The 15,809-nt window shown below is 67.2% G+C and carries 14 protein-coding genes; 8 read left to right on the top strand and 6 right to left on the bottom strand.

All coding sequences use genetic code 11. From position 1 onward, the window contains the following. From VF106_RS42395 to VF106_RS42420, 6 genes are all read right to left on the bottom strand, one after another. The coding region (locus tag VF106_RS42395; protein WP_330845691.1) for a WXG100 family type VII secretion target at nucleotides 1-1,561 on the bottom strand (1,561 nt) is incomplete at its 3' end. Next, nucleotides 1,558-1,872, bottom strand: a complete 315-nt coding sequence (locus VF106_RS42400) for a type VII secretion target (RefSeq protein WP_330845692.1) — start codon at nucleotides 1,870-1,872, stop codon at nucleotides 1,558-1,560. The genes VF106_RS42395 and VF106_RS42400, both read right to left, overlap by 4 nt. A 16-nt stretch (nucleotides 1,873-1,888) precedes the next feature. Then, nucleotides 1,889-2,398 (bottom strand): YbaB/EbfC family nucleoid-associated protein, encoded by a 510-nt coding sequence (locus tag VF106_RS42405; RefSeq protein ID WP_330845693.1) that lies wholly within the window; start codon nucleotides 2,396-2,398, stop codon nucleotides 1,889-1,891. Nucleotides 2,399-2,409: 11 nt separating this feature from the next. After that, nucleotides 2,410-3,189, bottom strand: coding sequence for an ESX secretion-associated protein EspG (locus VF106_RS42410; RefSeq protein ID WP_330845694.1), 780 nt, complete (start codon nucleotides 3,187-3,189; stop codon nucleotides 2,410-2,412). Then, nucleotides 3,186-5,111, bottom strand: coding sequence for a hypothetical protein (locus tag VF106_RS42415; RefSeq protein WP_330845695.1), 1,926 nt, complete (start codon nucleotides 5,109-5,111; stop codon nucleotides 3,186-3,188). The genes VF106_RS42410 and VF106_RS42415 overlap by 4 nt, the downstream gene beginning before the upstream one ends. A gap of 14 nt (nucleotides 5,112-5,125) precedes the next feature. Continuing rightward, nucleotides 5,126-5,578 (bottom strand): hypothetical protein, encoded by a 453-nt coding sequence (locus VF106_RS42420; RefSeq protein WP_330845696.1) that lies wholly within the window; start codon nucleotides 5,576-5,578, stop codon nucleotides 5,126-5,128. Between the two features lie 1,000 nt (nucleotides 5,579-6,578). Between VF106_RS42420 and VF106_RS42425 the strand changes: the two genes are divergently transcribed. From VF106_RS42425 to VF106_RS42460, 8 genes are all read left to right on the top strand, one after another. After that, nucleotides 6,579-6,908: a hypothetical protein gene (locus VF106_RS42425; RefSeq protein WP_330845697.1), complete on the top strand. Its 330-nt coding sequence runs from the start codon at nucleotides 6,579-6,581 to the stop codon at nucleotides 6,906-6,908. A 247-nt stretch (nucleotides 6,909-7,155) separates the two neighbouring features. Then, a complete protein-coding gene (locus tag VF106_RS42430; RefSeq protein ID WP_330845698.1) occupies nucleotides 7,156-7,902 on the top strand; it encodes a Crp/Fnr family transcriptional regulator in 747 nt (248 codons plus the stop codon). A 133-nt stretch (nucleotides 7,903-8,035) separates the two neighbouring features. Next, nucleotides 8,036-8,752, top strand: coding sequence for a Crp/Fnr family transcriptional regulator (locus VF106_RS42435; protein ID WP_330845699.1), 717 nt, complete (start codon nucleotides 8,036-8,038; stop codon nucleotides 8,750-8,752). A gap of 89 nt (nucleotides 8,753-8,841) precedes the next feature. Next, on the top strand, nucleotides 8,842-9,582 hold the full coding sequence (locus VF106_RS42440) for a hypothetical protein (protein WP_330845700.1): 741 nt from the start codon (nucleotides 8,842-8,844) through the stop codon (nucleotides 9,580-9,582). Further along, nucleotides 9,579-11,585 (top strand): hypothetical protein, encoded by a 2,007-nt coding sequence (locus VF106_RS42445; protein WP_330845701.1) that lies wholly within the window; start codon nucleotides 9,579-9,581, stop codon nucleotides 11,583-11,585. The genes VF106_RS42440 and VF106_RS42445 overlap by 4 nt, the downstream gene beginning before the upstream one ends. Before the next feature lie 16 nt (nucleotides 11,586-11,601). After that, nucleotides 11,602-12,888, top strand: a complete 1,287-nt coding sequence (locus VF106_RS42450) for an SPFH domain-containing protein (RefSeq protein ID WP_330845702.1) — start codon at nucleotides 11,602-11,604, stop codon at nucleotides 12,886-12,888. Beyond that, nucleotides 12,878-14,233 carry a DUF4407 domain-containing protein gene (locus VF106_RS42455; protein WP_330845703.1) on the top strand — a complete coding sequence of 452 codons (1,356 nt, stop codon included), beginning with the start codon at nucleotides 12,878-12,880 and terminating at the stop codon, nucleotides 14,231-14,233. Before VF106_RS42450 ends, VF106_RS42455 begins: the two co-directional genes overlap by 11 nt. Nucleotides 14,234-14,237: 4 nt before the next feature. Then, nucleotides 14,238-15,416 carry a hypothetical protein gene (locus VF106_RS42460; protein ID WP_330845704.1) on the top strand — a complete coding sequence of 393 codons (1,179 nt, stop codon included), beginning with the start codon at nucleotides 14,238-14,240 and terminating at the stop codon, nucleotides 15,414-15,416. The last annotated feature ends 393 nt before the right edge of the window (nucleotides 15,417-15,809 follow it).

Here is a 15,809-nt window from a genome sequence, read left to right on the forward strand (position 1 = left end):
AGCCCGAACCGTTGGGGTCTGGGCCGGAGCCCGAGCCGGAGCCGGAGCCCGTGCCGGAGCCTGAGCCCGAGCCGGTGCCCGAGCCGGAGCCGGAGCCCGTGCCGGAGCCCGTGCCCGAACCGTTGGGGTCTCGGGTACTGCCCGAGCCGGTGCCGTTGGGGTCTGGGGTGCTGCCGGTGCCGGTGCCGGTGCCTGAGCCGGAACCGGAACCGTTGGGGTCTGGGCTGGAGCCCGAGCCGGTGCCCGTGCCGGAGCCCGAGCCTGAACCGGAGCCGTTGGGGTGTGGGCTGCTGCCCGTGCCCGTGCCCGTGCCCGTGCCGGACCCGGACCCGGTGCCTGAGCCGGACCCGGTGCCGGAGCCTGAACCGGAGCCGTTGGGGTGTGGGCTGCTGCCCGTGCCCGTGCCCGTGCCGGTGCCGGTGCCGGAGCCCGAGCCCGAGCCGGTGCCTGAGCCGGAGCCGGAGCCTGAACCGGAGCCGTTGGGGTCTGGGCTGCTGCCCGAGCCGGAGCCGGAGGCGGAGCCCGTGCCGGAGCCTGAGCCGGTGCCCGTGCCGGACCCGGACCCGGTGCCGGACCCGGTGCCGGTGCCGGTGCCTGAGCCGGACCCGGACCCGGAGCCGGAGCCGGTGCCCGTGCCTGAGCCGGACCCGGTGCCGGAGCCGTTCGGGTTTGGGGGTGGCTTGGCACCCGGATCCGGTACGCCGGTCGAGCTGCCGAAGGGTTTCCAGTCGCCCCTCTTGGCGGCCTCCGCGAATCGCTCCATGCGCACGGCGAGGTCGTCCAGGCTCTGGGTGAGCCGGCCCAGCCGGGAACCGGCGCGGCTGAGGACCTTGGACACCGTCGCGATGGCCCTGGTGATCTTGGCGAGCGTCGACGCGACCACGCCGATCGCCGCGCCGATGAACCCGACGATCGATGCGCCGAACGTGAAGAACGCCGCCGCGACGGCGGCCAGCGCGCCCGCGATCAGAGTGCCGATCACCTCGGCGATGAGGTCGCGAACCACGGAACGGAGGGCGGCCACCGCCACCCCGCACCGGACCGTCTCGTCCGAAGCACCGCTCACCACCATGCCGAACGAGCGGATCTCCTCCGACAGCTCGCCCATGCTCTTGCGGAACTTGTCCGAGGCCTCGCCCGTCCAGCTGCTGACCTTGGCGAGCGCCGCGTCGTGCTCGTCGGCGCACGTGTTCAGCTTCGCCACTTCCATCTGCAGCAGCGTGGCGTTGGCCTGGATCTGGTCCGGGTCGCCCATCAGCAGGTCCAGCGGCTCACGCAGGATGCCGATGTGCTCGATCAGCCAGCCGACGCCGGCCGCGAACACGGTGCCCAGCGGGTTGAGGACGAGGCCGAGCGTGTCCAGGCCGACGGCGACCGCGTTGACCGCGATCTGCGCGACGTCGTTCTCGCCCTCCTCGTTCACCGCCTTGACCAGCTCGGCGTAGGAGTCGACGATGCCGCCGCCTGCGAAGGCGTTGTCGTCATCGAGGTTGAAGGCCTGGAAGTCGTAGGCCTCGCGGACCTCTTCCTCGGTCTTCGGCCCTTCCTCGGTCGTGGTCACTTGTCGCCCCCGAACTCGTTCTGCGCCAGGAAGGTGTCGGTGTCCTCGTACACCGCGGCGGTGTTCTCCACCCCGGTCGCCGCGTCCCTGACTCGCTCCGCCGCCTGATCCAGCTTGGCGGAGGCCTCGTTGGTCGCCTTCAAGGCGAAGCCCATGGGGATCAGCCCCAGGGTGATACCCCAGGTGGTCGGGCTGTAGCTGACCCCGCGCACCGCGCCGGCCGACGCGGCGATCTTGTCCGCGGTTCCGCCAAGGGCCTTCGCGAACTCGCGCAGCTCGCTGTCGACGACCTCGAAACCTTCACTGGGCACGGTTGCTCTCCCCGAATCACCAAGGCTGGTCGAATTCGTCGTCATCGTCCCTCTTGGACGGTGCGGGTGGTCGCCGCGGCGGCTGCGGCGCCTGTGGGCGCGGCGGGGGAGCCGGGGAAGACGACTCGGCGATCTCGTCGTCCGCCGCCAGGCCGTCCACCGGCGCGTCCGACACCGGCGTCGGCGGCGGAGGCAGGAAGCTGTCGAACAGGGCCATCGCCTCGGTGCCCTGGGCAAACGGCGCGAACGCCGCCCGCACCTGGTGTGCCGCCATCTGTGCGGCCTTCGCCGCGGTGCGGTTGATGATCCCAGCGAGCTCGGCCGGCGCGAACCGCGCGACCGACGGGCCGAGCTGCACCTCCTGCAGCGCGCCGTTCGGCCCCACGGTCACCCGCACGCCACCGTCCGGTGAGGACGCGGTGGCGCCGGCGGCGTTGAAGCTCTCGGTCAGCTGCTCGGACTTGCGTTGCAGCTCGGCGATCCTGGCTTCGAAGCCGGCCGCCCACTCTTCGTTCGTCTGGGTCATCTCGTTCGCTTTCAGGCTTTGCGGAGCAGCTCGTCGATGCGGTGGGCGATCCGGGCGCCGTCGGCCGGGGTGAGGCTCAACCACGAGCCGTCGTGCACCATCAGGTAGCGGCCGTCGTTCGTGTCGAACCACGTGATCATGGTGTTGGCGCGGGTTCGCGTGCCGGCTCTGAGCCGGGTCGCCCGGCCGGTGGTGGTGACGCCGAACTGTCCACCCCGGACCCGCCGTTCGGCCAGCTCGATCAGCGTCGTCGCGTCCTCGTCGCTGACGCCGTTCGCCATCAGGATGTCCCGCTCGTCTCCGCCGCCGAACGGGTCGTCCTCGTCCTCCCCGCTCGCCGCCTTACGCAAAGCCTGCTGCGGCACACGGAACGCCACCCCCGAGCCGGCCTGCCCGGGCGGCAGCACCTCGACGATCGACGAGGCCAGCGCGGTCGGCCGGATCGTGGCGAAGGCCAGCACACCGTCCACGATGGAGGCCAGCGCAGCGGTACCGCCGTCGGAGGCGGCGAGCCCACGGATCGGCCCGTCGCCGAAGCCCACGGTGTCCACCGAGACCTTGGGCTCGGCCAGCACCCGCAACAGCTCGGCGACCTTCTCCGAGACGCGGTCGCCGTTGCGGAGAACTTCCTTGTCCCGCAAGGTGGCGAAGGTTTCCTCGCGCAGCCGTGCCCGGTCCTCCATGGTGGCCCCGTTGCTGGGCACGTCCACCGGGTACGGCATCTCGGGGAGGTCGAGGTGGCGCCAGAGGAAGTCGAACTCCCGGGCGGTCAGCTCGAAGTCCGGTGTCATCCGGGCTGCTCTTCCTTCAGCTGCTTGGCGGACTTCTCACCGATGACCGTCGGCACCATCCGCCCCGGCTCGTCGATGATCTTCTCGTTGGTGGCGTACTTGTTGCGGTGTTCCTTGTCCTCGCCGCCACCGCTGCCGCGGCCACCCGCACCGGGAGCGCCCGCGCCCGGCGCGCCGTTGGCGCCGGTCTGCCCACCCGGACCGAAGCCCGCCGCACCGCGTGCGGTCGCGGCCTGCTCTGCGGCGTACGCACCGGCGTAGCTGCCCGGCCCGGCGAGACCGCCGCCACGCCCGAACCCGCCGCCGGCACCTGCGGCCCCGGCGCCACCACCACCGAAGCCACCAGCACCACCGCCACTGAAGCCACCACCGCCACCACCGGGGAACCCACCGCCGGGAAGGCCGGCGACACCGGGAACCCGGCCGCTCGGGATGTTGCCGCCCGTGTTCCCGCCACCGAAGGACGGGACGCCACGCCGGATCTCGTCAGGCGTGTAGGGAAGACCGGTCGCGGGGTTGATGCCCGTCGGGAGCCTCGGGGGCACGTAACCGGGCGAACCCGTGTCGCGTCCCGTCGAGCCGCCCCGACCGGTGGTCACCCCGGGCGGCAGGAAGTTCGAGAAGTCCGGGGTATCGGGCTTGAAACCGGTGCCCCCGAAGTTCGTCCCACCCGTGTGCCCGCCGAGGTTCGGCGGCGTGTACCCGGCCGTGCCCGTGCCGAAGTCGATGTCGGGCACGGTCATGTTGGGCGGCGTGTAGGACCCGCCGCCGCGCTGTTGCGAGGAGGTCCCACCCGGCACACCGCCGGTGGAAAACGAACTCCCCACGTCACCGGCCCCAGGAACCGAGCCGTCAGGAATGCTGAACCCACCGGGCATGCCGACTCCGCCGGGAACCCCAGCCCCACCAGGGACCACGGGCCCACCAGGCATGCTCCCGCCGGGAAGAACCGTCCCACCGGCGAACGCGGCCCCCGTTCCGCCGGCTCCGCCGGTTCCGCCGGGAAGTCCCGCCGCGCCAACACCTCCCGGTGCGGCGGCGACGGCACCGCCGGGGTCGACGCCGGCCGCGTTCGGGAGTGACGGAGCGTTCGGGAGTGTCGGGGTGCCCGGGATCTGCGCGGCCAGCGGAGCGCTGGGCCGTTGCAGTGCGCTCATCGACGTGCCCTCGGTCCCACCGTCCGTGACCTCCGGCGGGCGCACGAACCGTGGCGTGGTCTCGTCGACGTCCCGGGACTGCGCCTCCATGTCGGACATGACCTGCACGGCCTGCTGGTGCGCGGACCGGGACGCGGCACTGGCCGCCTGAACGTCCACAACGGCCTGGGCGAACCCGGCAAGCCCACCGGAGGCGAAGCCGTCCCGCAGCATCTTCTCGTAGTCGAAGTTCTTCGGCTCCGGCATCGTGGCCTTGGCCCGCTCGGCGGCAAGCCCCTGGTCGGCGATCCGGGTGCCCATGTACTGCGAGGTCTGCGCGGCGTCGCCGCCCCAGGTCGCGAGCTTGAGAGTGGCTTGCCGGGCCACCTCCGCCGCGGGCCCCTGCCAGCCGGACTCGGTGGACCGGATCGTCGCGTCCATGACCCGCGAGTTCTCGGCCATCATGTTGCCGAGATCGGTCCACTCCTTGGCCAGCGAGTAGGCCTCGGAGGGATTGTTGTTGGTGTGCACCGACGAGTAGAGCTGCTCGTGCGGCACCGCGGCCCAGTTACCGGTGCCGTTGAGCGCCCGGTCCTCGCCGACGGCCACGTTGTCGTCGAGCTTGCTGGCCGCGAGGTTGATCCGGATCTCGTCGATCAGCCGGCCGATGTCCCCGACCAGCCCGGTCCTGTTGGGATCCACGGTGTCGGTGATCGGCGAGTCGACCGTGTCGTACCGGTCGAACTGGTCCTCGTCGAAAGCGGACTGGTGGTGGTCGTTCGCCATCCTGCTGCCCCAGCTCAGAGTTCGGTGGACGCGATCCGCCGCAGCGCGGTCGCCGAGTCGTCGTCGGTGGTCTGGTAGCGGCGCATGGCCTCGTCGACCGTGCTGTGCGCCTGGAGCAACGTCCGGTGGTATTGGTCGAGCACGGAGACGAAGGAGACGTCCTCCCCGTCCGCACGGCGCTCGAACTTCCCCGACATTGCCTCGCCGACCCAGTTGGTCCCCAACGGCACCGGCCGGGACATGCCACGTAACCGCTCGAGCCAGGCGGCGGCGGAGTCGGCCTGCCCACGTAACGTGGTGAGCAGCTTCTCGCCGGCCTCCGGGTCGATCACCAACTCGCCTGCCTTGACCGCGTTACTGATCAACGCCACGTCGGCCATCCGCTCGGCCAACGAGGTGGCGGCCTGATCAGTGGGCTGACGCTGCTCCGTGGGAGCGAGCGGAGCGGCACCGTCGTCGACGTACACGGCACATCCTCCGGACCTTTGTATCCGTGCCCAACAAACGCGCGGACCGTACCAAACGTGTCCACTCCGACACTAGGCGTACGGACATAAGTGCAAGAAAACGAAGACTATCGGGCAGCGCTAGCACGTGAGCTAGAGGGGTTCGCAGAGCCCTCCTCGGTCACGATCGTGATGCCGTACCTCCGCGCTTGCCTGCCCTACCGGACAGTGAGCAGGCGCGTCCCCTTGGCGACGCCGCCAGGCGTGACCGTTAACCCCGCCGAGACCGCTCTGCGTTCCCACTCGTCACGCGACCTGTCGCCCGCGCGAGAGGCCGAGAGGTGCCGATCGAGCAAGGCCCGGGCCAGCGTGGCGACGTATTCGTCGGCACGCGGCATGTCGGGTACAGGGGAAGCCGGTCGACCAACGGGGCCAGAAACGACCGCGGCTGAACGGAGGTGTGGCGCGCTCGGGCGTGCAGCGGCAGCCAGCCGGGATTTCCGGCCAAGGACTTCCCGCGCCGAACAACGCCCGGACATGGCCGTCGTGCACACCCGAAGAAAACGCGCATCGAAAACAAGGTTATGAGCAACCATCGCTCGCCCCACGAGACGCTCGGCCAGGTCGCCGGCAAGTTCGGCGAAAGGCGGCGACATCGACGACCGCGTAACCGGCAGACCTCACCAGCCCGGTTCTCGCATCGAATTGTCGCGACACCAGCGGTCCTTCGCGTGCGGTGATCGCCTCGCGTTCGGCCGGGGTTGCACCACCGCCGCGATCGATGTCATCCTGTGATCGACCCCGGGTGACTCCACAAGAAACCTGATACGCGCGCACGATCAGGAACGACACCCGGGCCATGACAGATTCGTATCAGGAGTCCACGCGGTTCATCTGGGAACCGCAAGACATTCCAACAAGAAAACCGCGGTTGTGGCCGTTGCTCGGTGCGATTTCCGTCGTCATTGCCGCAACGGTCGGCATCGCCCTCGCTTTGACGAGCGGCGACGACGGATCCCCGATGTCGGCATCAACGTTCCCGCTCGGCAAACCGCACGAGACCCAGCTCCGCCAAGCCTTCACGGAATGCCACGCGGGCGACCTGGGCGACGACGACCACACCTTGGTGATCGACACGTCAGGCGACGAGCTGGCTTCGGGCTCAGCCTCCATGGAGGGCCTGACCTGCGTGCTGGACGAGTTGGAGACCCCGCAGTCGGTGATCTCGAAGATGTACGCGACCCGCGCTCTGGACGGCATGCAGTCCGGCACCTGGTCCAACTTCGAGGCATCCTGGACCTACCACCCGGACGCGGGCCTGGACCTGATCATCACGCAGCAACTGGACTAGCGGTCGCCGGCGACTCCGTACCAGCCAATCCAGCATAAATCCGGCTGCAATCCGGCCCTGGCGTACACAATCCGCGTCATGTATCTGGTGGCTTCAACCGCGCCCTGTCGATCCGTTCCCGCGCGTGCTGGCACAGGTGGCAGCGACACCCGTCATTCGGCCGCCGGGCGCAGCTCACACTTGGTCGTAACGGGTTGACTTCCCCCGTTAGCATCGTTGTCGAGCGTCGATCGCCACGACGGACGAGATGGCAGAGAAGGCAATGGAAACAGTCGGCCGTCCGAACATTGCCGTCCACAGGCTGGAATGGCCGGAGCGGGCCTTCTTGTCGTGCATCTCGGATCGTGCCGCCCAGACCTACTTCTCGGTAGGAAATTTTGTCCGATACGCACCTCGAGAGACCATGATTCGCGAGGGTGCGGCGGACCGCACCGTACATCTCCTGATATCCGGATGCGTGAAGGTCATTTCGAAACAGGGAACGCAGTCTGCCGGCACGCTCCTGGCCGTACGAGTAGGCGGAGACGTGGTCGGTGAACTCGCGACGATCGACGAGCGACGACGATCCGCCGGCGTGGAAGTCTGCAGTTGGCAGCCGGCCTTGGTTTGCGTCATCGACGGTGTGGACTTCCTCCGGGTGCTCGACAGCTACCCGGAGGACCATGTCGCGTTGAGCCGGGTCATCGGCTCGAAGTTGCGCGCCGCGACGCGGCGTCGTGTCGACATCGGTGACTGTCCGCCTGTCACGCGGATGGCGCGCATGCTTGTCGAGCTCGCGGAGGACTACGGGCAACCGTCTCACGACCAACGCAGCGTCATGATCAGGATTGGTCTGACGCAAGCAGAACTCGGTTCCTTGATCGGGATCAGCAAGGCGACCGCAGAGCGCGCGTTGCGCAGCCTGCGCGAGGCTGGACTGGTCGGCACCGCCCACCGCCCGCTGATGATCTACGACATGGCCGGCCTTCGCGTGACGGCACAACTGGACGATTGACCTCACCTGATGGCGAACGTGCGTCGGGTGATTGCTGACGCCATTCTTGGGCGCTAACCCACCAAAGATCGGCTTGGCCGTCCGCCACAGGACGACCTTGTAGGCAACCTGAACTTGCGGTAGGAGAACTACCTTGCCCAATCCTTCGCGTCCTGAAGCGGGTTGGTTACCCGGGAGCTTTCTGGCTCGTGTCGGCCCTGAGGCGGCAACGGAACTGTTGAACCTGGGGCGGCCGCGTGCGGTGGCACCTGGCGAGCACGTCGCTCAACAGGGAGAGCCCAGGACCGACGTGTTCCTGCTGCAAGCCACGAAGCCAGGCACCACCGCCTGTGTGAAGGTGACCTCGGTCGCCCGCAACGGTTCTGAGACCTTGCTGGCCATCCGCGCCGCAGGTGATCTCGTCGGCGAAAGTGCCGCATTGCGGGGCGGCGTGCGTACCGCGACGGTGACTGCCTGTGCGGAGACCGTCGCACACGCCATCGATCACCGCCGCTTCCTCGCCTACCTGGACAAGCATCCCGTCACCTGGCGGGCGCTGTCCGCGAACCTGGTCGATCAGCTGTACTGGGCGAACCAGCGAAGGCTCGACTTCGGCGGTTACGACGTCCAGGTGCGACTGGCACGGGTAATCCTGGAACTCGTCGAGTTGTATGGCGAGTCCGCCATTGTGGACGTCAAACTTGGCTTCCAGATCTCCCAGGACGAGTTGGGAAGACTGATCGGCGCCAAGCCCGCGGCTGTCAACAAGGCCATGCGTGATCTTCGAGCGCGAGGACTCATCTCCTCGCAATACCGGGGCATCAAGATCAACGATGTCGGTGCGCTGCGCCGCTACGCCGATGACAATTGATCTTCTCGCATTCACTACTAATAGGACAACTCCAGCCGTTGCCGTTCGCAGAATGTGCTCATGTCACGACGACGGAAAGGACGCACATCGTGGACAACCACTTCAGCCGACGAACGTTGCTCAGCTCGGACGCGGAGAACTACAGCGGTCGCAATGACCTCCAGCAGCACGAACTGCAGCAGGCTCGAGTCGATGTGCTTGCCGTTGCCACCGCCGCCGCGGGCTTCGACCGATCCCGGTGGAGCGTGCAACCGGCCGGCGACGGAGAGCTCGCCGTGCTACCGGCGAACGTGCCCGAGTGGACGGTGATCGACGAGTTTCCGAGCGCCCTGGCCCACGCGTTGGCCGCCTACAACGCGAGCCAGCGCCACGGCGGCCGGCTCCGCATGCGCCTGGCCATCCATCAGGGACTCGTGAGCCCGGCTGCGGGCGGCTACGCCGGTCAGGGCGTGGTTGCCGTGTCGCGCCTGGTGGACAGCGCACCGGCACGGCAGGCTCTCGCGGCCTGTCCGACCACGGATCTCGTCGTTCTTCTGTCTCCCGCACTGTTCGAGGAGGTCGTGCGCCAAGGCCACACTCGGATGTCCGAACGGGACTTCCGGGAGGTGGTCGTCCGGAACAAGACCTTCCACGGCTCTGCCTGGCTGCACGTGCCCGGTCACGACATCCACGCACTCCCGCTGGACACATCGGTCCCAGTGAACGAACGCGCCGAGAAACCTGCCCGACCGGCCGAGCCCGTCGCGAATCCCGCCGTGACCAGCCACATCCACGGCGGAGTACACGGCGACAACCCGGTCATCGGTATCCAGAACAGGTTCGGCGCATGACGGAGGAGGAAGAGAAGGACGACGAGGCGGCCGAGGAAAAGCCGCCGGAAACACCGGAAGAGGCAACCGCACAGTCCTCTTTCAACCAACAACAGACCATCAACGTCAACAACCCCGTCTTCGGGTCGAACGTGTCGATCGGCTTGCTGCACGCCCTGAGCGCGAAACTTTCCCGCGCGACGGGTTCGGTCGACCAGGACGATGTCACCAACGCGCTCAAACACTTCGTCCGACCTGAGGGCTTCCCCGACGCGGCGCTGCGACTCGCGCACGACCGTGTCGTCGTCCTCTGTGGCGCCACAGGTATCGGCAAGCGCTCGTCGGCACTGGCGCTGCTGCGTGAGGTCACCGACGAGGCGCTCTTCATGCTCGCGCCACAGATTCCCCTCGCTGAACTGGTCAAGTACGACTACAAGGCCGAGTGCGGTTACCTGGTGATAGACCGTGTCGTGGCTCCGGAGGCGGTCGAGTCCGACTTCGAGTGGCGGCTCCTTCGGGATCGGCTGGCGGACCAGCGGGCCTACCTCGTAGTCACGACCTCCATCACCCAGGCAGGTGTCACCGAGTCCATCAGCCACCTCGCCTGGCGTCCGCCGAACGCGGCACGAGTACTGCGCGTGTACTGGCCGGAGGAATGGCCCGAGGAGCACCAGGAAACTCTGAGTAACGCGCTGAGATCGGCCGACCGGGTCAGTGACGTCGTTGACCTGGCCCTGCGGCTGCGCGAGGGCGAATCGCCGGACATCGCGGTGTCCCACTTCGACGCCAGCATGCGCGCGCAGGTCGACACCTGGTTCGAAACCGCTTCGGACGGCCAGGTGCTGGAGGTCGCCACGCTCGCGTTCACGCTCGGCGTCGATGAGCGGCACTTCGAAAGCGCCATGGCACTACTGCGAACCACGATGCGAAAGCACATGCCGGAGGCGGAGGCCGAAGTGTCCTCTCCGGCGGCGGTCACCCTGCCGCGGATCCGTGGTCAACTGGCCGAGAACACACTCGTGACCACTTCGGTCCTGCCCACCGACCTGGGTACCAGGGGCGCCTTGTTGTTCGCGATGTCGGGCTATCACCAGCACGTGCTGTCCGCGTTGTGGCGCGGGATGGACGTCCGGTTCTGGGACACTCTGCGCGACTGGCTCGACCTCATCGTCGTGCGACCCGTGTACGAGCAGCGGGTGGCGATGGGTCTGGCGCGGCTCGCCTACGCGGCGCTGGACGAAGTGTTGCCGACGCTGGACCACTGGGCAGGTGGTCAGCGCGGCACCGCGGGCCAGCGCGCCGCGGTCTACACCCTCTGGTTCATGGCGTACGTGGACTCGCTCTCCCCAGCCGCCCTGCAGATCGCCACGAAGTGGATCACCCAGGGTCGGCCCACTCAGCGGTGGGCGGCTGCGATGACCTTCAGTGGCCATCTCGGTGTCCGCTATCCGCATGAGGCGGTGAACGTGCTCTGGCAGCTGTGCGTTCAGTCGCACACCGTCGCCGGCGACGTCGAGATGGTGTTCGGTGAGCTGTTCAGCACGCTGGTCGGGGAGACCAGGGACGCGGGCATCGTGTTGTCGACGCTGGCCGGCAAGGCGGAGCGGTTCATCCGTCCCGGCGCCCGACCACACCTGTGCTCGGTGGCGGCGCGGACCGTACTCGCGGCGCTGGCGGTCAGGGACGCCCGCACGAAACGGGTGGCCGTGCTCAACTACCTGACGGACTTTCCGGACCGCATCGGGGTGGTCGGCGGCCTGTTCGCGAAGGTGCTGGTGCACCGGCCCGTGCGGTTGCGCGCGATGCATGCGCTCCAAGCGATTCTGGAAGATCTCCACAAGAACGCCGAGCGGCCGGAGGACGTTGTCAGTGCACTTGGCCACGCCCTCGCCAACGGGTTCGACGACGAAGGCGAACGCAACGCGCTGGAACGCGAGTTCCCCATCGTCGTAGCACGAAAGAACAAGAACATCGGTTCGATCGTGACCGCACTCATCAACGCCCTCAAAATCATCACCGACTGACATTCCGGAGCATCCAGTGGAAAAGCAGCCTTACCCCGTCGTGTCCGAACACTTCCTGGCGCCGGTTCCCCGTAAGTCGTTCTGGGCGCGCGGGCCACATGGCCGCACCGCCGACGAGATTCCCCGACCACTGGCCAGCCAGCGGCTCGTGTACTTCACCCGCGGTGACTACCTGCTCGACACGTCCGCACTGCCACTTGACTCGTCCTCTGTCATGGACGCGTCGCGCGTGTCCGTCGTCGACATCACGACGGACACGCAGGTGGTGGTCATGTTGGGAATCCCGTCGCAGGACGCGACGTCGTTCACGATGCGGGTCACCTTCCTGTGCACGGTCGAGGACCCGGTGGCGGTCGTCCGCACCGGAGGCCATGACGCCGAGGCGATGCTTTCCGGATATCTCAAGGCACACAGCCGGCTGTTCGAGGTGGGCCTGGACTATGCGCTGACGGAGATCAATGACGTCCGACGCAAGTTGAGCTCCCAGGTCAGGGCCTATGTGACGGTCGTGCCGCCCGAGTTCGCCGGCATGACGGCCACGCTGGCCAGCGTGGAGGTGCTCACGCCGGACGAACTCGCCAAGTTCCAGGAGTCGCTGCGTGACGAGCAGCAGAAACACACGGTCGACTTCGAACGGCAACGCAACGAGCACCGCCTGAAGGAGCAGCAACAGCACTACGAGCATCAACGAGAGGCGGATGGGCACCGGCACGCCCGCGTGTTGAACGCCGAACAGCAGGATTACGAGCGGGACCAGTTGTCGCGGACATCGGACGTGGTCGGGGGGGACCCGATCGCCGCTCTGGTGCTGTCCCATGCCGCGGGTGACATCAGCGCGAGGGAGTTGGCCGACGAACTCAAGGAACTGCGCAGACAGGAAGTCGCTCAGGACCGTGAGGATCTGCTGACCCGCCTGGAGATCGAGCGAGAGCGGGACAAGGCGGAGTGGGAGGCCGACCGCCTGGACCGCGCACGGCGCACGGAGTGGGCGCGCGAGGACCAGTTGGACAGAGACAAAGCACTGCTACGCAGGGAGATGTGGGAACGCGAGGATCGAAAACTGGAACGGGAGACCGAGCTCAAACAGCTGGAGGCGAAGCTCGAGGTCATCCGCGAGCTGGGCAAGCACGGTCACCTGGACAACGCGAACCTGCACCTCGACAAGGTCGTCAATGACCTGCTGGGTGGCCCTGTCGTGACACCCATCGCTGCCAGCGAGGACCGCCGCCAGCTCGAATCGCGCCCCGACGGGGACGACGAGTTTGCCGACGACGAGAAGGTGCGGGTCGAGGATGTCAACTGACCTGGACGAACTCACCATTACACGGCCTGTGCGGACGTCGTTGCCCAATGACGCCGGGATCGGCGCGTTCCGGCCGGTGATGCCCAAGCGAGGACTGCCCCGTCTGATGCGCCGGCTGGTCGGCGTGGACGAGGGCATCCTCGACTGGGTGCCGGAAGAACGGCCGCGCTACACGAGGCTCGGGTTCATCGTGCTCAACACCGGACTGCTCGCCGGTGTGTCGATGCACATGGCGATCACGACGGTCACCAACGCCGCCTGGTGGTTGCTGGTGCCTGCGGACCTGATGTGGGCCTTGATCATCATCACGGTCGACAGCTGGCTGATCTCCAGCACGCACGGCACCGAGCGCGCGGCTCGACTGGGTGTGTACGTCCCACGCCTGGTGGTCTCGGTGCTGCTGGGTCTGGTCATCGCCGAGCCCCTGGTGCTCGGCGTGTTCCACCAGTCGATCGACAACGAGATCAGCGAGTATCGCAAGTCCGAGGTGGACGGCTACGAGAGTGCGCTCAAACGCTGCAACCCGCCGTCCGGCACACCACTGCCTGACCCGTCGTGCGACGGACTGCGCATCACCATTGCGCAGAGCCCACAGTCCATCCAGGGCGAACTGGACCAGGCGATCAAGAACCGAGACACCCTGAAGCAGAGAACCGATGCGGCCGACGCTCAACTGGAACAGCTGGAACAGCTGGCCCGGGATGAATGCGCGGGCAGGGCAGGTCCAGGTCTCACGGGCGTGGTCGGCGAGGGCGGCGAGTGCCGACGAAACCGCGACAAGGCCGACCAGTTCCGCCAGGACAGCCAGATAGATCAACTTCACCGGCAACTGGCCACCGCCGAGACCGAGGTCGCGGGCCTCACCACAAAGCTCTCCGACGCGGAGGCCTCCGCCGAGCGCCAGGTCAACGACGGAATCACCACCAAGGTGAAGGAGAAAAGGGAGAACCTGGTCGCACGGGGCCTGCTGGACGAGTTCGACGCGTTGGGACGCCTGTCCAGCAACAGTTTTGTGATCGCGACGGCACACCTTCTGCTCGCGTTGCTGCTCATTGTGCTGGACTGCCTACCGGTGCTGACCAAGCTGATGAGCTCGCGCACCGCGTACGACGAGCAGCTGCGCAGCCAACTGGAGGTGGACAAGCGACTGCATGAACGCCAGCTACGCGCGAACGAACGCCGCGACTCGGTGGACCTGGAGATCCAGGAACGGCGTCTGGACCAGAAACTACGCACCAACATCGAGGTCATCAGAGGAGAAGACCGCTCGGCCAAGGAACGCCGCCGAATCGAGCTGGACAGTCAGATCGATCGCCTGGCCGCAGCCCTGGAACGGGAGCGGTGACGACATGTTCAAGGCAGTGGTGGTCCTGTTCCTGGGCATCTACCTGATGACGTTGCTCAACTACCAGAGTCGTCCCCGTACGCTGCTCAAGCCCAGCCGGCCGGACAAGTTCGTCCCGCAGACAGCCAGGGTGTCGTTCGCGGTGCTGGCCACGAGTTGGGTGCTGGCCACGCCGATGGCTCTGCTGTTCCCGGCCGAGCTCGAACAGGTCAAGCACAGCGGCGTCAAGGCACTGCTGGTGGTCGCCGCCCCCGTACTGGCTTACTGGCTGGTCCGCCGGGTGAGTCCCCAGCAGCGGAGATCCAAGCGCGTGCTCCTCGGTGCCAAGGCGACCGGGTTGCTCGCCGTTGTCGTCGCATCCGAAATGCTTGCCCTGAACGCCGGGATTCCTGTCCTGTCGGTCACCGGCCCGCTCCTGCTGATCGCGACGGTGGCGACCGTGACCTACCTCGCCTGCATGCGGTTGGTCGAGTTCGGCTACTGGCCGACGCTGCTGGCCAGACAGGGCTGGGAACACCTGCTGACCTCGGCCCTGCTGCTCGGGATGGCTTTCTGGCCGGAAGGCCTGCCCGACCCTGCCAGGGCTGACGGCGTCACCTTGGTTCTCTTCCTCTTGGGCGTGGCGTCCTTCTTGACCGCGGTCGTCGCCATCGTGGTCGGCCATCTACGGCAGTACCGGTGGATGCGTTCCGGGCCACCAGCGAACCCCGCGCCGCCAGGCGTCGGATGCTGGCCTCCCAAGGAGGGCGAGGTCTGGCTGGCCATCATCACTCACGACGATCCGCAGAGCACCTACAAGGAACGACCCGTCCTGGTCTGGAACACCACGCCCTCCCACGTCGACGTCCTGACCATCACCAGCCAGCCAAAGCACGGCGACAACCGCTACCTGCCCCTCAACCTGGCCCAATGGAATTCAGTGCTGACGAAGAGCAGTTGGCTGTCCCTGGAGATCCGCCCCGTTCCCTACGCCGAAATGTTGCGTTACATGGGCCACTGCCCGGTCAACGGGCTCGGCGACAGGCTCGACCGCAAGGTTCGCACCCGTAACCGGCCTTGGCCGGACTTCACCCGCCGGCACCTGTGGGCATCAGCCAAGAACAAGCACGTCGGCCCGCACACCGAAGCCGTATCGACCTTTCGGTATCGCCCGCCCGCCAGACCCAGAAGCCGGACCCGATGACGCGCGCATGAGTCGGCGCACAACAGTACGAGCAGCCGTCACCGTGAGGCACACGGTAAACCGGTCGGATGTTACGAGCCAGAGCCCGCGAGTCGGCCAGTCGACATCGTCGACGGTCTCGTCAAGACGCAACCCGTCAGGATGACGACAGCACGTCGCCGAATGACGGCGAAAGGTGATGTACGTGGACGACAAACATATGGTTAGTCCGGGAATGCACGAGACGTCGGCGGAGAACCTGACGGGGTAGAACAACGAGGCCGCGACCATCCAAGCGTTGCACGCAATCGCCCCGCCATCAATGGGCTTGCCGAGGCCGTCGAGAACCACACAACGAGCCAGAGCTGATCTGCGTATCCACGCGATTTGTGTGGGATAAAGTGTGGGGCCGAT

This window comes from Actinophytocola sp. (assembly GCF_036378875.1).
Classification (GTDB): domain Bacteria; phylum Actinomycetota; class Actinomycetes; order Mycobacteriales; family Pseudonocardiaceae; genus Actinophytocola.